Annotated in this window: 14 protein-coding genes and 1 rRNA gene; 10 read left to right on the plus strand and 5 right to left on the minus strand. The window is 74.7% G+C overall.

Annotated features, from left to right (window positions below; genetic code table 11):
* Nucleotides 1–44 precede the first annotated feature (44 nt).
* The 3 genes from AB0K17_RS26115 to AB0K17_RS26125 all read left to right on the plus strand — a co-directional run bounded on the left by AB0K17_RS26115 (nucleotide 45) and on the right by AB0K17_RS26125 (nucleotide 7,616).
* The gene (locus AB0K17_RS26115; protein ID WP_365968709.1) at nucleotides 45–1,586 is read left to right on the plus strand and encodes a hypothetical protein; all 1,542 of its coding nucleotides are present in this window, start codon (nucleotides 45–47) and stop codon (nucleotides 1,584–1,586) included.
* Between the two features lie 369 nt (nucleotides 1,587–1,955).
* Complete coding sequence (locus tag AB0K17_RS26120; protein WP_365984423.1) at nucleotides 1,956–2,873, plus strand: hypothetical protein; 918 nt, start codon at nucleotides 1,956–1,958, stop codon at nucleotides 2,871–2,873.
* A 27-nt stretch (nucleotides 2,874–2,900) separates the two neighbouring features.
* A complete protein-coding gene (locus tag AB0K17_RS26125) occupies nucleotides 2,901–7,616 on the plus strand; it encodes a hypothetical protein (protein ID WP_365984424.1) in 4,716 nt (1,571 codons plus the stop codon).
* Between the two features lie 42 nt (nucleotides 7,617–7,658).
* Here AB0K17_RS26125 and AB0K17_RS26130 read toward each other — a convergent pair whose 3' ends face one another.
* Nucleotides 7,659–8,009: a hypothetical protein gene (locus AB0K17_RS26130; protein WP_365968706.1), complete on the minus strand. Its 351-nt coding sequence runs from the start codon at nucleotides 8,007–8,009 to the stop codon at nucleotides 7,659–7,661.
* Nucleotides 8,010–8,291: 282 nt separating this feature from the next.
* Between AB0K17_RS26130 and AB0K17_RS26135 the strand changes: the two genes are divergently transcribed.
* The 4 genes from AB0K17_RS26135 (at nucleotide 8,292) to AB0K17_RS26150 (ending at nucleotide 12,408) form a co-directional block, all read left to right on the plus strand.
* Nucleotides 8,292–10,715, plus strand: a complete 2,424-nt coding sequence (locus tag AB0K17_RS26135; protein WP_365984433.1) for a nitrate- and nitrite sensing domain-containing protein — start codon at nucleotides 8,292–8,294, stop codon at nucleotides 10,713–10,715.
* Complete coding sequence (locus AB0K17_RS26140) at nucleotides 10,712–11,164, plus strand: roadblock/LC7 domain-containing protein (protein WP_365984425.1); 453 nt, start codon at nucleotides 10,712–10,714, stop codon at nucleotides 11,162–11,164. Before AB0K17_RS26135 ends, AB0K17_RS26140 begins: the two co-directional genes overlap by 4 nt.
* Nucleotides 11,165–11,172: 8 nt before the next feature.
* Complete coding sequence (locus AB0K17_RS26145; RefSeq protein WP_365968704.1) at nucleotides 11,173–11,661, plus strand: DUF742 domain-containing protein; 489 nt, start codon at nucleotides 11,173–11,175, stop codon at nucleotides 11,659–11,661.
* 141 nt (nucleotides 11,662–11,802) lie between these two features.
* The gene (locus tag AB0K17_RS26150; RefSeq protein ID WP_365968703.1) at nucleotides 11,803–12,408 is read left to right on the plus strand and encodes an ATP/GTP-binding protein; all 606 of its coding nucleotides are present in this window, start codon (nucleotides 11,803–11,805) and stop codon (nucleotides 12,406–12,408) included.
* Between the two features lie 9 nt (nucleotides 12,409–12,417).
* On the opposite strand, the gene AB0K17_RS26155 is transcribed toward AB0K17_RS26150, so the two are convergent.
* Nucleotides 12,418–13,209, minus strand: a complete 792-nt coding sequence (locus tag AB0K17_RS26155) for a M15 family metallopeptidase (RefSeq protein ID WP_365968702.1) — start codon at nucleotides 13,207–13,209, stop codon at nucleotides 12,418–12,420.
* A gap of 59 nt (nucleotides 13,210–13,268) precedes the next feature.
* A complete protein-coding gene (locus AB0K17_RS26160) occupies nucleotides 13,269–15,647 on the minus strand; it encodes a glycoside hydrolase family 31 protein (protein ID WP_365968701.1) in 2,379 nt (792 codons plus the stop codon).
* 205 nt (nucleotides 15,648–15,852) lie between these two features.
* Between AB0K17_RS26160 and AB0K17_RS26165 the strand changes: the two genes are divergently transcribed.
* Nucleotides 15,853–17,859 (plus strand): acetoacetate--CoA ligase, encoded by a 2,007-nt coding sequence (locus AB0K17_RS26165; RefSeq protein WP_365984426.1) that lies wholly within the window; start codon nucleotides 15,853–15,855, stop codon nucleotides 17,857–17,859.
* 82 nt (nucleotides 17,860–17,941) lie between these two features.
* Nucleotides 17,942–18,844: a hypothetical protein gene (locus AB0K17_RS26170; RefSeq protein ID WP_365984427.1), complete on the plus strand. Its 903-nt coding sequence runs from the start codon at nucleotides 17,942–17,944 to the stop codon at nucleotides 18,842–18,844.
* A gap of 102 nt (nucleotides 18,845–18,946) precedes the next feature.
* Here AB0K17_RS26170 and ptsP read toward each other — a convergent pair whose 3' ends face one another.
* Together ptsP and AB0K17_RS26180 are read right to left on the minus strand one after the other, a co-directional pair.
* Complete coding sequence (gene ptsP / locus AB0K17_RS26175) at nucleotides 18,947–20,617, minus strand: phosphoenolpyruvate--protein phosphotransferase (RefSeq protein WP_365984428.1); 1,671 nt, start codon at nucleotides 20,615–20,617, stop codon at nucleotides 18,947–18,949.
* Between the two features lie 106 nt (nucleotides 20,618–20,723).
* Entirely contained in the window at nucleotides 20,724–21,173 is a 450-nt protein-coding gene (locus tag AB0K17_RS26180; RefSeq protein WP_365984429.1) for a PTS glucose transporter subunit IIA, read from the minus strand.
* A gap of 555 nt (nucleotides 21,174–21,728) precedes the next feature.
* Here AB0K17_RS26180 and AB0K17_RS26185 point away from each other — a divergent pair.
* Nucleotides 21,729–21,902, plus strand: a 16S ribosomal RNA gene (locus tag AB0K17_RS26185); the annotation flags it as partial.

The raw sequence follows: 21,902 nt of genomic DNA on the forward strand, positions 1-21,902 counted from the left end.
TGCCGTTTCGTCCGTTGTCGGTGCGACCGCCTACTCTGTGCGACGTGACTTCTCCAGCCCCGGCGGCCGTTCCGCCCCAGCTCAACGGGCCGCTGCGCCCGGCCCCGGGCCCGGCCGCCGACGAGGGCCTGGCCCGGCGCCTGCGCGCGCTCGCCTGCACCGCGCCGCTGCACGACCTCGACGTCCGCAAGGCCAACCTCGCGGGCGAGTTCGGCGTCTACGCCATGGCCGAGGTGGCGCTCGCCGCCATCGACCTCGTCACCCTCAACATGGACTTCGACACCGGGGCCGACCACGAGCAGATAGTCGCAAGGCTCCAGCCCCGCGTCGCCGCCCAGGCCCCCGGGCGGCCCGCCGCCGAACACGAGCGCGTCGCCCGCTGGGTCCTGGAGAACCTCATCAACGTCGGCAGCGCCGACCGCGGCTTCCGCGCCGTCTACGGCACCTTCGGCGCCGACGGCGTCTACGTGCGGCGCGACTACGACTTCAAGCTCGTCGAGGAAGTGCCCGGCCCCGGCGGCACCGTCTTCCTGCGCACCACCGACGAGGCCGTCAACGTCCTCGTCGGCGCCCTCGACACCGACGTCACCAGCGCCCAGATCGCGGCCGAGGTCAAGCTGGAGGTCCTCATCAGCCGCGGCCGCCTCGCCGACGCCCAGCTCGCCGCCGAGCAGGCCCGCTACCGCACCGTCCAGTACGCCGAGACGCTCCGCAAGACCCTCGACGCCACCCGGCGCAACGTGCGCGCCGTCGACTGGCTGCAGGCCGTGCCCGACATGATCGCCGAGGCCCTCGAACACGTCGCCGACCGCTACCGGCACGAGAACGCCATCCTCACCAACATCCGCAAGGTGCGCGACGAGGCGGAAGCCGGCCCCGACGAGAAGACCGCCGAGCACAAGCGGCGCGCCGCCGAGCTCGTCGACATCGTCAAGGACTGCATCCGCCGCCACACCCAGCTGCAGTCCCGGCTGCTGGAGGCCGGCCCCCTCTTCCGCGCCGAACAGGACCGCCAGGCCTTCTCCACCCCCGCCGCCCGCGCCGGCCTCGACCTGTACGGCCAGCTCCTCGCCCCCCTGCTGCCCCTGCCCCTGGAGCAGGCCGGCCGCGTCACCGACGCCTTCTTCTCCCGCGGCACGGGCCTGCGCACACCGGCCGCCGTGCGCGTCGGCGACCTCGTCGAGATGCTGCTCACCCCGCCCGCCGAGCGCGAGCACCTCGGCGCCGAGATGCCCGAGCCCGACCTCGTCGAGACCCCCGACGACAGCCGCTTCAGCGAGGAACAACTCGCCGCCGCGACCGAGCTGCTCACCCTGCCGCCCGACGCCCCCCGCCGGCTGTCCGGCCTCCTGGCCGAGGCCCGCCGCCGCGACCCCGACCTGCCCTACCTCGTCGCCCTCCTCGCCGTCCACGCCGCCAGCCCCCCGGTAGGCACGGCCTACCGCCAGGGCGAGCCGTCCCTGCTCTTCGCCGTCGACGACGGCACGCAACTGGACGACCCGGAATTCGGCGGCGCCGACCTCGTCGTCGGCACGGCCCTCCTCGACGCGGCCGGCATGGCGGCGGACCGGCAGGAGGCGTCGTGAGCGCCGGAGCGCACAACGGCGGCGCCGGGCTGCCCGGCGTTGCTGCCGGTTCGGCACCGCCGCACTCCGCCACGGTGGTTGCGCGCCGTCGCGGCGGAGGAAGGTTCCCCAGCCCCGCCCCTTCCCGGTTCTCCCCCGGCTACCGCTGGGAGGTGCCCCCAGGGGCGAGCCCCCGGACCCCCAGGGCGCGGTCCCGGGACCTGGGAGCGAGCCTCCCGGCCCGGCCGGGGTCCGGGGCGGAGCCCCGGGAAACGGTGAAAGGGCGGGACCGGGGCCCCATCCCGCCGCAACGGCGAGCGACCCCCGGCGACGTGCCCGGCGGTGCCGCACCATCCGCAACCCACGCAGATCCCCGCAGGAGCACCAACCGTGACTGAGTACGACGCCGACCTCCCGGCCCAGCCGGGCGCCGCCGACGAGGCCGGCACCGGTGAGACCGGCGAGGCCCGAGCGGCGAGCGCCACCGTCACGCCCGCCGACGCCGCCGACGCGGCGCGGCTGATCGCCTTCGGCCTGCAGCCCAAGCTGCAGCCCGCCCGCGACGCCGAGTACGCCGAGCTGCTGCGCCGCCACCGCGACGAGCCGGCCTTCGCCCGGCTCGCCGACGCCGTCGCCGCCGGGCTCGGCCTCGTCGTGCTGGAGGTCTCCACCCGTGCCGGCATGGCCGTGACCGCCGCCGAGGACTCCGTCTTCGCTGTCCGCATGGGCGACTACGCGCGCCGGGCCACCGCCGACTCCGGCGACCGCTTCCTGCACGGCCTGGCCCACCTCGCCGTCGCCGCCATGGCCTTCCCCCGCCCCGCCGACCTCGCCGACGACGGCTACATCGGCCGCATCACCGTCAACGGCGTCGACGCCTTCGTCCGCCAGGCGTGCCGCCGCCTGGAGGAGCGGGCCGCCGAGCAGGGCGAGAACACCGACCCCGTCAGCGACGCCCCCGGCCTGGAGGCCGCCTGGCGGGTCTACGCCCGCCGCAGCGCCACCGGCGCCACCAAGGACGCCCGCCGCCTGGCCGGCTCGACCACCGGCATCATCGCCAAGGCGGTCGCCTTCCTCGTCGACTCCGGCTTCCTGCAGCGCACCGGCGACGACGGCGGCGGCACGTACCGCACCACGGCCCGCTACCAGCTGCAGGTCCGCGACATGGCGGGCAGCGCCGCCATGGCCGAGCTGCTGGAGCTGGGCGTCGTGCCCGTCGCCGACGGCAGCGCCACGCTCCTGCCGCCGGACGAGTCCGACGCCCTCGACCTGGTCGCCGACGCCGGCCTGCCCTTCCACGCTTCCTGAAGTCCTCCCGACATACGAGAGTCCGCCATGTACGAGCTGTCCCGGGTCCGTCTCTACTCCATCGGACCCGCCGGTGCGCGCTACGCCGACACCGTGCTGGACCTGCGCGGGGTCGGCGCCCCGGTGCCCAGCCCCGCACCCGCGCAGGGGGATTTCTTCGCGGAGGAGCCCGTCGGCCCGCCGCGCCGCCCGGCCCCCGCCGGCGTGCTGTTCCTGGAGAACGGCGGCGGCAAGTCCGTGCTGCTCAAGCTGATCTTCTCGGTCATGCTGCCCGGCCACCGCAACACCCTCGGCGGCGCCAGCTCCGGCGTGCTGCGCAAGTTCCTCCTCGCCGACGACTGCGGCCACGTCGCCCTGGAGTGGCAGCACGTGCTCACCGGCGAGACGGTCGTCGTCGGCAAGGTCAGCGAGTGGCGCGGCCGCCAGGTCTCCAACGACCCGCGCAAGTTCGCCGAGGCCTGGTACTCCTTCCGCCCCGGCCCCGGCATGAGCCTGGACTCGCTGCCCGTGGCCGAATCCACCGCCATGCGCCCGTCCGCCGACGGCGCCTCCGGCGCGCGCGGCCGCCGCCGCACCATGAAGGGCTTCCGCGACGCCCTCACCGAGGCCGGCAAGGCCTACCCCCACCTGGACGTCGTCTGGGAGGAGATCCACGAGCGCTGGAACGAGCACCTCGGCGAGCTCGGCCTCGACCCCGAACTCTTCCGCTACCAGCGCGAGATGAACGCCGACGAGGGCGAGGCCGCCGGCCTCTTCGCCGTCAAGAACGACTCCGACTTCACCGACCTGCTGCTGCGCGCCGTCACCGACACCCGTGACACCGACGGCCTCGCCGACCTCGTGCACGGCTTCGCCCACAAGCTCGGCCGGCGCGCCGAGCTCACCGCCGAACGGGACTTCACCGCCGGCTCCCTCGACCTGCTCTCCCGCATCGTCGAGGCCGCCGAGCAGCGCGAACACGCCCGCGGGGTGCACGCCGGCGCCGAGCGCCGCACCCGCGCCCTCGCCCGCCGCCTCTCGGCCCGCGGCGCCGCCGAGCGCGGCCGCGCCGTCGAACTGGCCGGCCAGGTCGCCGCCGCCGCGCATGCCGTCACCGACGCCGAGCGGCAGCGCGACCGCAGCTCCCTGATCGCCGCCGAACTCGCCTACCGCCACGCCTCCCTCGCCCTGGCCGCCGGCGAGAAGGCCGCCGCCGCCCAGCGCCGCGAGCTCAACGACGCCCGTACGCTGCACTCCGCCTGGCAGGCCGCCGAGACCGTGCTGCGCCACCGCGCCGCCGCCGACCGCTCGGCGCGCGTCGCCGCGGCCATCCACGAGGCCGAGCGCGACGCCGCCCCCGCGCTCGCCGCCCGCTCCCGCGCGGCCACCGAGCTCGTACGCGCCCTCAACGCCGCTGCGGAAGAGGGCGAACGCGTCGCCAACGAGCACGAGGAGCGCTCGGCCGCCCTCCAGGAGACCGGCGAGGCCGCCCACCGCGACGCCACCGCCGCCGCCACCGGCGCCCAGCGGGCCCGCAGCGAGGCCGAGCACCTGCGCCAGCGCCTCGCCGAGGTCGAGCAGGAGACCGCCGAGGCCGTACGGGCCGGCTGGCTGGACGACACCGCACCGGACGCCGACCCGGCCAGGGCCGCGCTCGCCGCCAGCGACGCCGAGAAGCCGGCCGTGGCCGCGTACGAAGCGGCCCGCGAGGAGGCCCGGCAGGCCGCGGACCGCGCGAAGGAGGCCGCCGCGGCCGAGAGCCGCGCCGAACTCACCGCGGCGCGGGCCGCCGACGCGGCGACGGCGGCGGAGTACGCGTACGACGCCGAGCGCCGGGCGGCGGAGTCCATCGGCGCCGACCAGCGCCTGATCGACCTCCTGGGCCTCCCCCAACCGACGCCCTCCGGCCAGGTCCCCGCCCAGCGCAGCGCCTCCGGGGCGGGCGCTCCCGGTGACGGCGGGACCGCCGACGCCGACGGTGAACACCCCGCACCCGAGGGCTTTGCACCCGGCGGTGCCCTGACCGCCGAGGAGCTCGACCGGAGTGCCGATGCGCTGCGCGCGGTGCTCGACGAGAACGTCGCCGCCGCCGAGCGGCAGCTGTTCGAGCTGCGTACGGCCGCCGCCGAGGACTCGCGCATCCTCGGTGCGCTCGGCGACGGCGGTCTGCTGCCGCCCGGTCCCGACGTGCTGGCCACCGTGGAGTTCCTCGGCGAGCACGGCATCCCGGCCCTGCCGGGTTGGCGCTATCTCGCCCAGTCCGTCGATCCGGCCCGGCACGCGGCCGTGCTGGCGGCCCGTCCCGAGCTCGTCGACGGCGTCGTCATCACCGACAACGACTCGCACGCCCGGGCCCGCGAGGTGCTCGGCGCGGCCTCGCTGCTGCCGCGCTCGGCCGTTGCCGTCGGCACGGCCGCCGCGCTGCTCGCGCCGGCCCCGGCCGCCGCGGGCGAGGGCGAGGGCGTCTTCGGCGTCTTCCTCGTACCGCCGAACCCGGCCATGCACGACGAGCGGGCCGCCGACGAGGAGCGGCATGCGCTGCGCGAGCGCGCCATGGCCCGCGACGAGGAGATCCGCACGGTCGCCGCCCGGCTGGCCGGGGACCGGGCGCTGGCCGCCCGGCTGTCGTCCTGGCGCGCCGGCTGCCCGCAGGGGCGGCTCGCCGAGCTGGCCGCCGAGGCCGAGCGCACGCGCCTGGCCGCCGACGCGGCACAGCAGGCGCTCGCCGAGGCCCGTACGGTCCGTGCGGAGGCGGAGGAGGCGGCGGCCGAGACGGCCCGCGTGCGCGACGAGCGGCAGGAGACCGCCCAGCGCGCCCGCCGGGTCGCCGACGCCCTGGCCGGCCTCGCGTACCGGCTGCGCGAACGCGCCACCTGGCAGAGCAGGCTGCGCGAGCTCGCCGAGGAGGCCGCCGAGGCGGAGGAGCGCGCCGAGGAGTGCGTGGACCGGGCCCGGGCCGCCGACGAGGAGCGCCGCGCCGCCCAGCGTGCCGCGGACGACGCGCGCCGTACGGCACGTGCGCTGCGCGCCGAGCGCGCGGAGATCGCGGGCGCCCCCGACGACGTCGAGGGGGACGCCGAGCCGCCGGCCGGCTCCCTGCCCGCCCTGCGCGAGGCCTACCGGGCCGCCTCCCAGGTCTACGAGAAGGTGGGCGTCGGCGCCGACCTGCGCGCCGAGCAGGCCCGGGCCGAGAGCGACGAGAGTGCGGCCCGCGCCGAGCTGGACCGCCTCACCAACAAGGTGCGCACCCGTGCCGCCCAGTTGCTCGAAGGCACCGACGGTGCCGACGGCCCCTCCCGGCAGGCCGCCGCGGCCCGCGCCGAGGCGCTGGTCCAGACGCTGGAGTCGCGTGCCTCGGCCGCCAGCGAGCAGCTCGGCCGGCTGCGCGGCGAGGCCGAGCGCCTCGCCCCGGCGGACGGCGAGGCCCACACCGAGCTCCCCGAGGAGCTGGTGCCCGCCGATGCCGACAAGGCCAGGGCGCTGCTGCGCACCGCCACCGCCGACCTCGCCGCCCGCGCCGAGGCGCTGGAGGCGGCCCGCGCGGCCCACGCCGGGCTGCTGCGCGCCCACCGGGCCGCGGAGGACGCGGCCACCGGCTTCGACGACACCGCGGCCATGCTGCGCGACCTGCTGCGCGACCACTCCGCGGAGGACGAGGCCGAGGAAGCCGAGCCGTACGCCGGCAGCCCGGAGGAGGCCCGGCAGGCCGCCGCCGAGGCCCGGCGCTCGCTGCGCGGCTGTGCCGGCGACCTGTCGGCCGCGGAGGCGGCCGTGCGCGAGGCGTCGGACGTGCTCGTGCGGCACGCGAACTCCACCCGCTACGAGCAGGTGCGCACCCCGGCCCGCCAGCAGATCCGTGAACTGCCCGCCGCCGCCCTGCCGGAGCACGCCGCCGCCTGGGCGGAGGCGTTCGCGCCGCGGCTGCGGGTGCTGACCGACGAGCTCGAACAGCTGGAGCGCAACCGCGACAGCATCGTCGACCGGCTGCGCGGCCTGGTGGAGTCGTCGCTGACCACGCTGCGCTCCGCGCAGCGGCTCTCGCGGCTGCCGGAGGGCCTGGGGGAGTGGTCGGGGCAGGAGTTCCTGCGCATCCGCTTCGAGGACCCGGACCAGTCCACGCTCACCGAGCGCCTCGGCGAGGTCATCGACGAGGCGACCCGTTCGGCGGTGAAGAAGAACTCCGACCTGCGCCGCGACGGCATGTCGCTGCTGCTGCGCGGGGTGCGGGCGGCGCTGCTGCCGCGCGGGGTGGCCGTGGAGATCCTCAAGCCGGACGCGGTGCTGCGGGCCGAGCGCGTCCCCGTCGGCCAGATGGGCGACGTCTTCTCCGGCGGCCAGCTGCTGACCGCGGCCATCGCGCTGTACTGCACCATGGCCGCGCTGCGCAGCAACGACCGCGGCCGCGACAAGCAGCGCCACGCGGGCACGCTGTTCCTGGACAACCCCATCGGCCGGGCGAACGCGACGTACCTGCTGGAGCTGCAGCGGGCCGTCGCGGACGCGCTGGGCGTGCAGCTGCTGTACACCACGGGCCTGTTCGACACCACGGCGCTGGCGGAGTTCCCGCTGGTGATCCGGCTGCGCAACGACGCGGACCTGCGGGCGGGGCTGAAGTACATCAGCGTCGAGGAGCACCTGCGGCCCGGTCTGCCGCAGCCGCAGGACCCGCAGGAGGAGAAGGTGCACGGGCAGATCACGGCGACCCGGATGTACCGCCGCCCGGCGCAGGAGGCCCCGGCCGAGCCCGTGCCGGCCGTGCAGTAACCCCGCATCCGCCACCCCCGGCGGGCCGGCCGTGCCGGCCCGTCAGGGGTAGCGCGGGTGGCGGGCGCGGCGCACCGGCCGCGCCGTGCTGCTCGGCACGGAAACCACGCCGTGCCGCTGCAGCCACACCTGTCGCGTCACCCAGACGTCGGCGACCGCCCAGGTCGCCGCGACGGTGCCGGCCACGGCCAGCAGCACCGCGGGGAACGCCAGCCAGTTGCCGGTGAGCGCGAAGAGTATCGCGATCATGGTGACGATCAGGGTGACCGAGGCGATGAGCCCCGCGCGCACCGCCGAGGCCCGCACGGGATCGGGCATGCGCGGCCGGGCGGCGCTCTCCTCCACCCACAACGGCCTGCGCCCGGACGGCCGGGCGCCGTGCTCCAGGTCCATGGCGGCTCACCTCCCCCATGTGGCTGCTGCCCGGACGGGCCGGTGCCGATGCCTTGCGGCAGGACGCACGCCCCGAACGGACCCCTCCTTGAAGGAAAGAGCGCGCAAATGCGCCCGGAAGTTCCCGGCGGGAGGGAAACAGCAGGAGAAATCCGGTCAGAGAGGTGTGCCTCGGCCGCACTGGCCTTCGAGTCCCGAACCGCACAGTAGTAGGCTCACGCCGCGTTGCTGTCGGCACACGGAACACCACCCCCCGCCAAGGGGGTTGACATGGGGGAGGCCATGCGCTTTCGCGGGAAGTCGATCCGCCGGAAGATCGTGGCGCTGCTGCTGGTGCCCCTGGTGTCCCTGACCGGGCTGTGGGTCTTCGCCACGTCCATCACCGCCGGCGAGGCCGTCCAGCTGCTCTCCGCCGCCGACGTCATGCGCAAGGTCGGTTACCCGGCGGGCGACATGGTGCGTGCCCTGCAGAAGGAGCGTCGCCAGACCCTCGTCCAGCTCGCCGACCCCGCCCGCGCGGACGTGCGCACGGAGCTGCTGGCCCTGCAGCACGCCACCGACCGGACGGTGTCCTCCTTCCGCTCCGGCGTGGACGCCGATGTGCGCGGGGACATGGGCGCGGACGCGGCGAAACGGTTCCGCGCCCTGGAGCGGGCCCTCGACGGTCTCGACGACCTGCGCCGCAAGGCCGCCGACGGCGCACTGACCCGCCTCGACGCCCTCCAGGCCTACAACGACATCATCGAGCCCTACTACGACTTCCTCGGCAGCCTCGGCCCCCTGCAGAACACCGAGATGGACCGCTGGGGCCGGGCCGTCGTCGGCCTCGGCCGCGCCCGCGAGGCCGTCGCCCGCGAGGACGCCCTGCTGGCCGCCGCCCTGGCCGCCGGCAGCATGACCCGCCAGGACCTGCGCGCCTTCTCCGACCGCATCGCCGAACGCCGGACCCTCTACACCACCCACCTGCCCGCCCTGCCCGCCTCCGACCAGAAGACCTACGAGGACTACTGGCGCGGCGCCAACGCCCGCGCCCTGGTCGCCGCCGAGGACGCCGTCGTCCTCTCCGGCCAGGCCAGGGCCGTACGCGTCGTGGACGCGCACCGCTGGCAGAGCACCGCCGGCCCGGTCCTGGAGGACCTCAGCCGGATGAGCGTCGAGACCGTCGACCGCTTCGCCGGCCGGGTGCGGCCGGTGGCCGCCGGGGTGCTGGCCAAGGCGATCGTCGCCGGCATCCTGGGCCTCATCGCCCTCGTCGTCTCGCTCGTCGTCTCCCTGCGCATCGGCCGGGGCCTGGTCAAGGACCTGCAGCAGCTGCGCAAGGAGGCCCACGAGGTCTCCGGCGTCCGACTGCCGAGCGTCATGCGCCGCCTCGCCGCCGGCGACCGCCTCGACATCGAGGCCGAGGCCCCCCGCCGCGAGCACGGCTCGGACGAGATCGGCCAGGTCGGACAGGCCCTGGAGACCCTGCAACGCGCCGCCGTCGAGGCCGCCGTCAAGCAGGCCGAGCTGCGCCGCGGCGTCTCCGAGGTCTTCGTCAACCTCGCCCGCCGCAGCCAGGTCCTGCTGCACCGTCAGCTGACGCTGCTGGACGCCATGGAGCGCCGCACCGAGGACACCGAGGAACTCGCCGACCTCTTCCGCATCGACCACCTCACCACGCGCATGCGTCGCCATGCCGAGGGTCTGGTCATCCTCTCCGGCGCCGCCCCCTCCCGGCAGTGGCGCCGGCCCGTCCCGCTGATGGACGTCGTGCGGGCCGCCGTCGGCGAGGTCGAGGCGTACGAGCGCATCGAGGTGCGCCGGCTGCCGCGGCTGGCCGTGTCCGGCCCCGCCGTCGCCGACCTGACCCACCTGATCGCCGAACTGCTGGAGAACGCCACCGTCTTCTCCCCGCCCCACACCGCGGTCCACGTGACGGGCGAGCGCGTCTCCAACGGCTTCACCCTCGAAATCCACGACCGCGGCCTGGGCATGCCCGCCGAGGCGCTGCTGGAGGCCAACCTCCGCCTCGCCGAGACGCCCGAGTTCGAGCTGTCCGACACCGACCGGCTCGGCCTGTTCGTCGTCAGCCGGCTCGCCCAGCGCCAGGGCGTCCGGGTCTCGCTGCAGCCCTCGCCGTACGGCGGCACCACCGCCGTCGTCCTCATCCCCTCCGGCCTGCTCACCGAGACCGCGCCGGGCGCCGGACGGGAGGACACCGGCGGCCGGCCCGTGCCCCGCCCCGCGACCCGCCGCCCCGCGCGGCGCACCGGCTACGCCTACGAGGACCCGGACGACGAGCCGTACACCACCGGCTCGCACGCCACGCCGTACGAACCGTCGCCCGACGGCGCCCACGACGACACCTCCCGCGCCGTGCCGCTGCCGCGCCGCAGGAGCGCCCGCCGGGCCGTACCCGACGGCGAGCAGCACCAGCAGGCCGCCGACGGCCCGGCGACGGACCCCACCCCGCCCGGCGGCCTGCCCCGGCGGGTGCGCCAGGCCAGCCTCGCCCCGCAGCTCAAGGAGCCGCCCGCCGCCCGCACCCGGCCGGTGCCCGACCCGGCCGGCGGGCCCGCCGAGCGCGACCCCGAGGAGGTGCGCGCGCGCATGGCGGCGCTGCAGCGCGGCTGGCAACGGGGCCGGGCGGACAATGAACCGACGACGCCACCGAAGGCATCGGGCAGAAACGCACCAGGAACGACAACCGAGGGGGACGGTCGATGACCGCACCGAAGGCCGCGATACGCACCACTGACCGCACCGGGGGCGGGGATGCCGCACCCGGCGGGCTCAACTGGCTCCTCGACGACCTCGTCGAACGCGTCGGCAGCATCCGCAAGGCGCTCGTGCTCTCCGGCGACGGACTGGCCACCGGCTCCTCCAAGGAGCTCAGCCGGGAGGACGGCGAACACCTGGCCGCCGTGGCCTCCGGCTTCCACAGCCTCGCCAAGGGCGTGGGCCGGCACTTCGCGGCCGGCGAGGTCCGCCAGACCGTCGTCGAGCTCGACCGGGCCTTCCTGTTCGTCACCGCCGCCGGCGACGGCAGCTGTCTGGCCGTCCTCGCCGACGCCGAATCCGACATCGGCCAGGTCGCCTACGAGATGACCCTCCTCGTCAAGCGCGTGGGCGCGCACCTGGCCACTGCTCCGCGCGCCGGCGCCGCCGACGCGTGACCGGCGGCATGACCGAGGACGCCGCCGCCTTCCGCCCGCCGGCCCCCGCGACCGGCCCGGGCGCGGGCGCGCGGCGGCCGGCCGGTCCGGACGCACCGGAGCACGCCGCGCACTGGTACGACGACGCGGCGGGCCCCGTCGTCCGCCCGTACACGATGACCCGCGGCCGCACCCGGGCCGCGGCGGCCGAGCGGCTCGACCTGATCGCGCTCGTCGTCGCCGAGGACTTCCTGCTCGCCCACCCCGGCGGCGCGCACGCCATCGCCGACCGGACGCTCTCGCCGGAACACCTCGACATCGCCGCGCTCGTCCTGCAGGAGCCGCAGTCCGTCGCCGAACTCGCCGCCGGGCTCGACCTGCCCGTCGGCGTCGTGCGCGTCCTCATCGGCGACCTCATCGACGCCGGCTACGTCAGCGCCTGCCGCCCGGTGCCGCCGGCCGAGCTGCCCGACGCCGGCATCCTGCGCGAGGTCATCGACGGGCTGCGGGCCCTGTGACGGGGCCGGAAGGGGGCCGAACGGGGCCGGAAGGGGGTTGAACAGGCGGCGGTCCGTGCGGAACGATCAGTACCGCGGGGGAGAGCAGGACCACGGGGGGAGCGCGATGCCGCACTGACCCTTGAAGACGGAGGAAAACCCATGGTGTTCGGCCGCTCTGACCGCCGCATACGGCCCGCGGTCCCGCCGGTGGCCCTCAAGGTGCTCGTCGCCGGCGGCTTCGGCGTCGGCAAGACCACGCTGGTCGGCTCCATCAGCGAGATCCAGCCGCTGCGCACCGAGGAACTGCTCACCGAGGCGGGCCGCCCCGTCGACGACATCTCCGGCGTGGAGGCCAAGCGCACCACGACCGTCGCCATGGACTTCGGCCGCATCACCCTGCGCGAGGACCTCGTGCTGTACCTCTTCGGCACCCCCGGCCAGGACCGCTTCTGGTTCCTGTGGGACGAGCTGGCCCAGGGCGCGCTGGGTGCCGTCGTGCTCGCCGACACCCGCCGCCTGGCCGACTGCTTCGCCGCCGTCGACTACTTCGAGCGCCGCGGCATCGCCTTCACCCTCGCCGTCAACTGCTTCGACGGCGCGGCCCGCCACTCCGAGGAGGCCGTGCGCGACGCGCTCGACCTCGACCCGGAGGTGCCCGTGATCATGTGCGACGCCCGCGACCGCGAGTCCGTCAAGGAGGTGCTCGTCTGCGTCGTCGAGCACGCCCTGGCCACCGGCATCACCCGCAGTCCGGCCGCGGTCTGACGATTCGGATCAGCGCACGGGGAAGTCGAAGTACGTCTGCGGATACGGCTCGCCGCGCAGCGTGAAGTGCCACCACTCCTCGGGCAGGTTGACGAAACCGGCCCGCTCCATCGCCGTCTTCAGCAGCAGCCGGTTCGCCCGCTGCACGCCCGTGACCCGCGGGTCCAGGGTGTGCGCCAGCGTGTCGAAGCAGTCGAACCCCGTCCCCATGTCCACGGAATTGTCCGGGAAGCGTGCCGCCTTCGGCGCGTAGCAGTTCACCAGCGGCTCCCCGGGCACGTACGGGCGCGTGGGCCACGCCGGCAGCCGCACCACCGTCAGGTCCATCGTGCTGCCCCGCGAGTGCCCGGACTTCGCCGCGATGTAGCCGTCATCGAACAGGCGCGACTTGTCCACCCGCGGATAAAACTCCTCCTTCATCCGCACGTCCCCCAGGTCCTTCGCCCACGCCACGAAGTCGTCGACCGCCCGCTGCGGGCGGTAGCAGTCGTACACCTTCAGCGAATAACCGCGCCGCAGCAGCGCCCGCTGCACCCGGTGCAGCCCCTCGGCCGCCGGCCGCGTCAGCAGGCACCGGGGCCGCTCGTAGCCGGCCACCCGGTGACCGGTGAAGTTGTGCGGGGTGATGTACCGCATCTCCTGAAGGATCGTCGGGTCCACCGACGCTAGGGCCACGAACCCCCGCGGCAGCGCCTCCGGGCACGGCAGGGGCCGCGCGGAGGCCGGCACGGACACCGCCGCCGTACAGACCACGGCCACCAGGGCGATCAGCATGCGCCGCAGCGCGGACAGTCTCGGCATACCCCTCGCTTACCAGCCCGCCACCGCCCCCGGGAACCCCCGCAACGGCAATCGATGCCTCACCCGCCCAGCAGCCGCACCCGATGACCCACCTCGGCCGCGCCCTCGCGCTCCACCTCGACCACCCCGTCCCGCCACCGCGTCGAGAACCGCACCACCGGCGGCTGCTCCCAGCCGTCCCCGGCGTCCGGCACCAGCACCCCGCCACCCGTACGACCCGGCGCGGGCGCCCACACCTCCAGCTCCACCCCGCCCTCCGCACCCGCCACCGGAATCACCGCACCCGCCCGCGCCAGCACCGGCACCCGCGCCGGCGGGGCCTCCAGCAGCACCTGCCCCGGCCCCTCGTACGCCCGCCCCGTCGCCGTGTCGTACCACCGCCCCCGCGGCAGCCGCACCGCCCGCCGGTCCGCACCCCGCTCCAGCACCGGCGCCACCAGCAGCGCGTCGCCCAGCAGGAAGGCGTCCTCGCAGTCGCGCAGCGCCCGGTCCTCCGGCGAGCGCCACCACACCGGCCGCACGTACGGCGCCCCCGTGCGGTGCGCCAGATGCGCCAGCGTCATGAAGTACGGCAGCAGCCGCTCCCGCTCCCGCAGCGCCGCCCGCGCGTGCTCCAGCACCTCCGCCCCGAACTCCCACGGCTCCCGCCGCCCCGCCGCGATGGCCGCGTGCGTACGGAACAACGGCAGGTACGACCCCAGCTGGAACCAGCGCAGGTACAACTCCGGCGACGGCGAACCGGTGAACCCCCCGACGTCCGGCCCCGAGTACGGCACCCCGCACAGGCCCAGACCCAGCACCAGCCCCAGCGACGCCCGCAGCCCCGGCCAGCCCGTCGCCACGTCCCCCGACCACGTCCCGCCGTAGCGCTGCATCCCCGCCCAACCCGACCGCGAGAACGTGAACGGCCGCTCACCGGGCCGCAGCGCGCACAGCCCCTCGTACCCGGCCCGCGCCATCTGCATCCCGTACACGTTGTGCGCCTCGCGATGGTCGCCGCCGCGGCCCTCCAGCGCATGCCGCGCCGAACGCGGCAGCGTCGGATCGCCGAACGCCGCGAAGGACACCGGCTCGTTCATGTCGTGCCAGAAGCCCGCGAACCCCTGCGCCAGCCGCTCCTCGTACAAGCCACCCCACCACGAACGCACCTTCGGATCGGTGAAGTCCGGATAGACCGACTCGCCCGGCCACACCTCGCCGCGCACCTCGCGGCCCCGCGCGTCCTTCACGAACGCCCCCGCCCGCACCCCCGCGTCGTACACCGCCAGCCCCGGCTCCGCCTTCACCGCCGGGTCCACGATCGACACCAGCCGCGTCCCCTGTGCGCGCAGCTCCTCCGCCAGACCCGGCAGGTCCGGGAACCGCTCCCGGTCCACCGTGAACACCCGGTGCCCGCGGAAGTGGTCGATGTCCAGGTGCAACGCCGACAGCGCCAGCCCCCGCTCCCGGTAGCCGGCCGCCACCCGCCGCACCTCCTGCTCGGTGCCGAACCCCCACCGCGCATGCTGGTGGCCCAGCGCCCACGCCGGCGGCACCGCCGCACCCCCCGTCAGCGCCGCCCAGCCGCCGAGCACCCGCGCCGGAGTGCCCACCAGCACCCACGAGCGCAACGGCCCGCCGTCCATGCGCACCTCGCAGCGGCCCGGCCGGTCGTGCCCCGACCCCGCCCCCTCCTCGCCCTCCCACAGCCGCACCCGCCCGTCCCACGTGTTGTCGTGGAACGCCAGGTGCGTGCCCGCGTCCGCCACCACCAGCTGCACCGGCATCGTGATGTACAGCGGATCGTCGCCCGGCTCGAAGGAGCCCCCCGGATCGGTGTTCCACAGCCGGTACTCCCCGTCGCGCAGCCGCGGCCCCGCCGCCCGGCCGCCCAGCCCGAAGAACCGCGCGTCCGCCGCCACCTCCGAACGCTGCATCCACCGCCCGGCACCCGCCGCCTGCGCGGCCGCCTGCCCGCCCGGCGCCTCCCACCAGCGCGGCGGCAGGTCTCGGCGCAGCACCACCCCGCCCGGCGTACGGAACTCCACCGTCCCGTGCCGCGAGACCGTCACCAGCACCCGCTCCGAGACCACCCGCCAGCCGCCGTCGGTGTCCGGCTCCAGCACCGCCCGCTCGTCCACCTCCGGCACCCCGCCGGCCAGCGCGTACGACGGCTCCGGCCCCGCCCCGTCCCAGCCGCAGAACACCGCCCCGCCAGCCGCCACCCGCACCCGCAGCGACGACCGGGCGAAACGCACCACCCCGCCACCCGGCTCCGGCTCCGCGCCCTGCGCCGCCCCCGGCACCCGCGCCCGGGTCACCCCCTGGCGCGGCAGCGCCACCGCATCCGCCCGGTGCCGCCGCCACGCCGACCGCACGGACCGCAACCCCTGCGCGCTGCCCACCGCCCGCAACGACGCCACCCACTTCGACGACCGCACCACGTCACCCACGTCCATGCCGCCCACCCTGCCACCGGCCCCGGCCGGCACGCGTACCGTTCCGCACCCGTTCACCCCCGCTTGGGACTGCCCCGCCCGCACCCGTGTGACACCGGCCCTGGTGCACGAGTCGATCACATGGCATGGTCTGGGCAGCCGCCACACGCGCCCACCCCGCCGTGCGCGGTGCCGCCCACGACGCGTAGCAGCCGGGAGCCGAGAGATGACCACCGCACCGCAGCCCGCCGAACAGCCCGAGCCGATGTGGCGGCCCGGCGCGGACCGCATCGCCCGCGCCCAGGTCACCCGCTTCCACGCCCTCGCCGCCGAGCGCTACGGCGCCCCCGCCCCGCGCCCCGGCGACCCCGTCGCGAGCTACGCCGACCTGCACCGCTGGTCCGTCACCGACCTCGAAGGCTTCTGGCGCGCCGTCACCGAGTGGACGGACGTGCGCTTCTCCAGCCCCTACGAGCGCGTCCTCGCCGACCGCTCCATGCCCGGCGCCCGGTGGTTCCCCGGCGCCACCCTCAACTACGCCGAACACGCCCTGCGCGCCGCCGAGGACCCCGCCCGGGCCGGCGAGCCCGCCCTGCTGCACGCCGACGAGACCGGCACCGACCCGCACCCGGTCACCTGGACGGACCTGCGCCGCCAGGTCGGCTCCCTCGCCGCCGCCCTGCGCCGCCTCGGCGTGCGCCCCGGCGACCGCGTCAGCGGCTACCTGCCCAACGTCCCCCAGGCCGTCGTCGCCCTGCTCGCCAGCGCCGCCGTCGGCGCCGTGTGGACCTCCTGCGCCCCCGACTTCGGCGCCCGCAGCGTCCTCGACCGCTTCCAGCAGGTCGAACCCGTCGTCCTGTTCGCCGTCGACGGCTACCACTACGGCGGCAAGCGCCACGACCGCACCGACGTCGTCGCCCGACTGCGCGACGAACTGCCCACCCTGCGGGCCGTCGTGCACGTCCCGCTGCTCGGCACGCCCGCCCCCGACGGCGCCCTGGACTGGGACGAGCTCACCGCCGCCGACGTCGCACCCGTCTTCGCACAGGTGCCCTTCGACCACCCGCTGTGGGTGCTGTACTCCTCCGGCACCACCGGCCTGCCCAAGGCCATCGTCCAGTCCCAGGGCGGCATCCTCGTCGAACACCTCAAGCAGCTCGCCCTCCACTGCGACCTCGGCCCCGGCGACCGCTTCTTCTGGTACACCTCCACCGGCTGGATGATGTGGAACTTCCTCGTCTCCGGCCTCCTGGTCGGCGCCACCGTCGTCCTGTACGACGGCAGCCCCGGCCACCCCGACATCGCCGCCCAGTGGCGCATCGCCGAACGCACGGGCACCACCCTCTTCGGCACCTCCGCCGCCTACGTCATGGCCTGCCGCAAGGCCGGCGTCCACCCCGGCCGCGACCTCGACCTCTCCGGCGTCCGCTGCGTCGCCACCACCGGCTCCCCCCTGCCGCCCGACGGCTTCCGCTGGATCCACGACGAGGTCGCGGAAGACATGTGGATCGCCTCGGTGAGCGGCGGCACGGACGTCTGCAGCTGCTTCGCCGGCGCCGTCCCCACCCTGCCCGTGTACGTCGGCGAGCTCCAGGCCCCCTGCCTGGGCACCGACCTGCAGGCCTGGGACCCCCACGGCAAGCCGCTGACCGACGAGGTCGGCGAGCTCGTCGTCACCAACCCCATGCCCTCCATGCCCGTCCGCTTCTGGAACGACCCCGACGGCAGCCGCTACCTCGAGAGCTACTTCGAGATGTTCCCCGGCGTCTGGCGGCACGGCGACTGGATCACCCTCACCTCCCGCGGCACCGTCGTCATCCACGGCCGCTCCGACTCCACCCTCAACCGGCAGGGCGTGCGCATGGGCTCCGCCGACATCTACGAGGCCGTCGAACGGCTCCCCGAGATCCGCGAATCCCTCGTCATCGGCGTCGAACAGCCCGACGGCGGCTACTGGATGCCCCTGTTCGTCCACCTCGCCCCCGGCGCCGCGCTCGACGACGCCCTGCTGGAGAAGATCAAGCGCACCATCCGCGAACAGCTCTCGCCGCGGCACGTGCCCGACGAGGTCATCGAGGTCCCCGGCATCCCCCACACCCTCACCGGCAAGCGCATCGAGGTCCCCGTCAAGCGCCTGCTGCAGGGCACGCCCCTGGAGAAGGCCGTCAATCCCGGATCCGTCGACAACGCCGCCCTGCTCGCCTTCTACGAGCGCCTGGGACGGGAGCGTTAGAAGAAAGCAGCAGGTCAGAGGCCATTGTCAGTGGCGGCCGTTACGGTGAGTGAGCATCGATCACTGCGCTGAGGGGGAGTTCATGGCGCTCACCGACAACGGCCGCACCCGGCTGACCGCACGACGCAGGCTCCGCAGGGAGACACCCAGCACCGTGGCCGTCCTGGCCGGCGAACGCGAGTTCGCCGCCATGCGCGCCTACGACACCTTCACCTTCGACGACCACGCCGGCTACCTGCGGCACGTGGAGGGCCTGCTGCGCAGCCTCGCCGCCGGCGGCACCTACACCACCGTGGCCCTCTTCGACCCCGACCGGTACGCCCGGTACTGCGCCGACCTGCACCTCGACCCCGACAGCCCGGACAGCCGCACCCGCTACACCGCCCACGTCGCGGCCACCGGCACCACCCTCCCCTACGACGGCCGGCCCCTGGCCGGCCTCCTGCCCGACCTCCTCGACGCAGCCGGCCACCGGGCCCATTGGGAACGCGCCACCGCACTCCTCTCCCGCAACGGCGACTGCACCTCCTGCGGCGAGGACATCGGCCGGGCCGCCTTCACCCGCGCCTCCCACCTGCTGCACCGCCTCGTCGCGACGGCCGGCCCCGGCCGCCACCACCTCGTATGCAGCGTCAGCCCCGGCCCCGGCGATCCCACCACCCCCGGCGAGCGCGGCCCGCTCGTCGCCGTCCTGCACACCGAACACGACGGACACCGCCCCCCGCACCTCGGCGAGGCCGCCGCCCTCGTCTTCTGCACCGTCCTCGGCGCCGGCATCGCCACCGACGGCGCCGGCGGCGTCGTCCTGCGCACGACGGCGCCCGGCCGGCCCGAGACCGTACGCGCCTGGAGCCTGACCGGCACCGGGCTGCGCCCCCTGAGCGAGGCCGAGGTCTTCGCCGCCTACTGCACCGACGCCCGCACCGGCGAACCGGTCCCACCGGAACACGGCGTGGAGTACAAGGAAGGATTCCCCGTGGACTGAAACGACAGCGCCTGAAACGACAGGGGCTGAAACGACAGGGGCGCCCCACCGGATCCGGTGGGGCGCCCCTCGGTCACCTCCGTGTCGGCGACAAGCGCGGGCTCACTCGCCCGACAGCACCGCCTGGGCCGCCAGACGGGCCTCCTCGGCCGTGTCCGTGGCCCGCGCGGCCGCGGCCGCACGCTCGCACTGGGCCAGCGTGTACTTGGCCAGCGTCGCCCGGACGTAGGGGATGGATGCCGCACCCATCGACAGGCTCGTCACGCCCAGACCCGTCAGCACGCACGCCAGCAGCGGGTCGGACGCCGCCTCGCCGCACACGCCGCAGCTCTTGCCCTCGGCCTTGGCCGCCTCGGCGGACAGCGCCACCAGGTCCAGCAGCGCCGGCTGCCACGGGTCCTGCAGGCGCGAGACCGCACCCACCTGACGGTCGGCCGCGAACGTGTACTGCGCCAGGTCGTTCGTGCCCAGCGACAGGAACTCGACCTCCTGCAGGATCGAACGCGCCCGCAGCGCGGCGGAGGGAATCTCCACCATCGCACCGAACTTCGCCTGCAGACCCGCATCCCGGCAGGCGTCCGCGAACGCCTTCGCGTCCGTACGGTCCGCCACCATCGGCGCCATGACCTCCAGGTACACCGGCAGGCCCGTCGCGGCCTCGGCCAGCGCCGCCAGCTGCGTGCGCAGCACGTCCGGGTGGTCCAGCAGGGTGCGCAGACCGCGCACGCCCAGCGCCGGGTTCGGCTCGTCGGCCGGCGTCAGGAAGTCCAGCGGCTTGTCCGCACCGGCGTCCAGCACCCGCACGACCACACGGCCCTCGGGGAAGGCCTCCAGCACCTTGCGATAGGCCTCGACCTGCTTGGCCTGCGACGGCGCCTTCTTGTTGTCGTCCAGGAAGAGGAACTCGGTACGGAACAGCCCGACGCCCTCCGCCCCCGCGTCCACGGCGGCGGCGACATCGCCCGGACCACCGATGTTCGCCAGCAGCGGCACCTTGTGCCCGTCCGAGGTGGCACCCGGACCGGACGACGCGGCCAGCGCGGCCCTGCGCTCCTCCGCCGCCCTCGTCAGCTCCGCGCGCTTCTCCTCGCTCGGGTCGACGAAGATCTCGCCCGTGCTGCCGTCCACGGCCACCACCGTGCCCTCGGCAAGCTCACCCGCACCCGGCAGTGCCACCACGGCCGGCACGCCCAGCGCCCGGGCCAGAATGGCCGAGTGGCTGGTCGGGCCGCCCTCCTCGGTCACGAAGCCCAGCACCAGCGTCGGGTCCAGCAGCGCCGTGTCCGCCGGCGCCAGGTCGCGGGCGATCAGCACATACGGCTCGTCGCTGTCCGGCACGCCCGGCATCGGCACGCCCAGCAGGCGCGCCACGATGCGGTTGCGCACGTCGTCGAGGTCGGCCACCCGGCCCGCCAGGTACTCGCCGGCGTTCGCCAGCAGCGCCCGGTAGGCGGCGAACGCGTCGTACACCGCGCGCTCCGCGGTGCTGCCGACGGTGATGCGCCGTTCGACGTCGGCCATCAGCTCGGGGTCCTGCGCCATCATGGCCTGGGCCTCCAGCACGTGCTGGGCCTCGCCACCGGCCAGGTTGCCGCGCGCGATGAGGTCGGCGGCCACAGCCTCGACGGCCTGGCGGGCGCGCCCCTGTTCGCGCGGCGCCTCGTCCGTCGGAATCTGCTTGGCCGGCGGCTCGAGAACCGCCGTGCCCATGTGCCGGACCTCGCCGATCGCCACACCGTGGCTCACGCCGACGCCTCGCAGCGTTGTCTCCATTTCACCCGTCTCCGGTCGGATGCGGCGGCGCGTGGCCGCCGCAGTGGATGTCGTACGTACCGCCGGTCCTGTCCTCCCGGCGGCGGAGGTCACCGCAGGTGAAAGGTCACTGCCAGGTGAAGAGGGTGTCGCCCGCCTTGACGTCGCCGTCCTCGACGAGGTCGGCCAGCACGTCGGCGGTGGCCTCCAGCGCGACGACCGGGCAGACCGGCGACTTGCCGGACTCCTCGACCGCGGCCGGGTTCCAGCGCACGACCTCCTGGCCACGGGTGACGGTGTCACCCTTGTTGACGAGCAGCTCGAAGCCCTCGCCGTTGAGCTGGACCGTGTCGATGCCGAGGTGCGTCAGCACACCGTGGCCCTCGGAGTCGACGACGACGAAGGCGTGCGGGTGCAGCGAGACGATGACACCGTCGACCGGGGCGACGGCGGCGTGCGGCTCACGCACGGGGTCGACAGCGGTACCGGGGCCCACCATCGCTCCGGAGAACACCGGGTCGGGCACTGCCGCGAGTCCGATGGCCCGTCCGGCGATCGGGGACGTCACGGTGGTCATGGGAAGCCTCCCAGGGGTGGAGATTGGTCACGCGCCGTCACTACCTGTCCTGGACGGCGCACTGGTCAGAAGCGTATGTCATAGGAAGAGAGGCTTCCGCACGAGCGTGCGGGCGCCATACGGGCGCGAGACCGTGTGCGCTGCGTAATCGATTTGCCTCGCCCGAGCGGTGGCTGTACTGTCGGATCCCTGCCCACGAGGGCGGCACCCCACTTCAGACCGATCCAAATCCGGATCCGCTTCTGTCTGTCCGTGTAAACGGAAAGAAACAGGGCGGTAAGGAAGCCGGAAAAAGCCTGATAGAGTGGGAAACACCGAAGGGAAGCGCCCGGAGGGCCCGGTGAAACGGGACCGAAGGAAGCGTCCGTTCCTTGAGAACTCAACAGCGTGCCAAAAGTCAACGCCAGATATGTTGACACCCCGTCCATCTCGATGGATGAGGTTCCTTTAAAAGTCCTTCCGCGAGGAAGGCGCACAGCGAGGACGCTGTGAACATCGAGCTTATTCCGCTCGATGTTCCGCTCTCGTGGTGTTGCACCGGATTACCGGTAAACATTCACGGAGAGTTTGATCCTGGCTCAGGACGAACGCTGGCGGCGTGCTTAACACATGCAAGTCGAACGATGAACCTCCTTCGGGAGGGGATTAGTGGCGAACGGGTGAGTAACACGTGGGCAATCTGCCCTGCACTCTGGGACAAGCCCTGGAAACGGGGTCTAATACCGGATA

The sequence above is a fragment of the Streptomyces sp. NPDC049585 genome (assembly GCF_040675615.1).
Classification (GTDB): Bacteria; Actinomycetota; Actinomycetes; order Streptomycetales; family Streptomycetaceae; genus Streptomyces; species Streptomyces luteosporeus.

Coding starts and splice junctions, on each gene's coding strand:
- AB0K17_RS26170 (WP_365984427.1), top strand. CDS start 17,942: ATGGCGCTCACCGACAACGGCCGCACCCGGCTGACCGCACGACGCAGG.
- AB0K17_RS26160 (WP_365968701.1), bottom strand. CDS start 15,647: ATGGACGTGGGTGACGTGGTGCGGTCGTCGAAGTGGGTGGCGTCGTTG.
- AB0K17_RS26180 (WP_365984429.1), bottom strand. CDS start 21,173: ATGACCACCGTGACGTCCCCGATCGCCGGACGGGCCATCGGACTCGCG.
- AB0K17_RS26130 (WP_365968706.1), bottom strand. CDS start 8,009: ATGGACCTGGAGCACGGCGCCCGGCCGTCCGGGCGCAGGCCGTTGTGG.
- AB0K17_RS26135 (WP_365984433.1), top strand. CDS start 8,292: ATGCGCTTTCGCGGGAAGTCGATCCGCCGGAAGATCGTGGCGCTGCTG.
- ptsP (WP_365984428.1), bottom strand. CDS start 20,617: ATGGAGACAACGCTGCGAGGCGTCGGCGTGAGCCACGGTGTGGCGATC.
- AB0K17_RS26125 (WP_365984424.1), top strand. CDS start 2,901: ATGTACGAGCTGTCCCGGGTCCGTCTCTACTCCATCGGACCCGCCGGT.
- AB0K17_RS26140 (WP_365984425.1), top strand. CDS start 10,712: ATGACCGCACCGAAGGCCGCGATACGCACCACTGACCGCACCGGGGGC.
- AB0K17_RS26155 (WP_365968702.1), bottom strand. CDS start 13,209: ATGCCGAGACTGTCCGCGCTGCGGCGCATGCTGATCGCCCTGGTGGCC.
- AB0K17_RS26145 (WP_365968704.1), top strand. CDS start 11,173: ATGACCGAGGACGCCGCCGCCTTCCGCCCGCCGGCCCCCGCGACCGGC.
- AB0K17_RS26150 (WP_365968703.1), top strand. CDS start 11,803: ATGGTGTTCGGCCGCTCTGACCGCCGCATACGGCCCGCGGTCCCGCCG.
- AB0K17_RS26165 (WP_365984426.1), top strand. CDS start 15,853: ATGACCACCGCACCGCAGCCCGCCGAACAGCCCGAGCCGATGTGGCGG.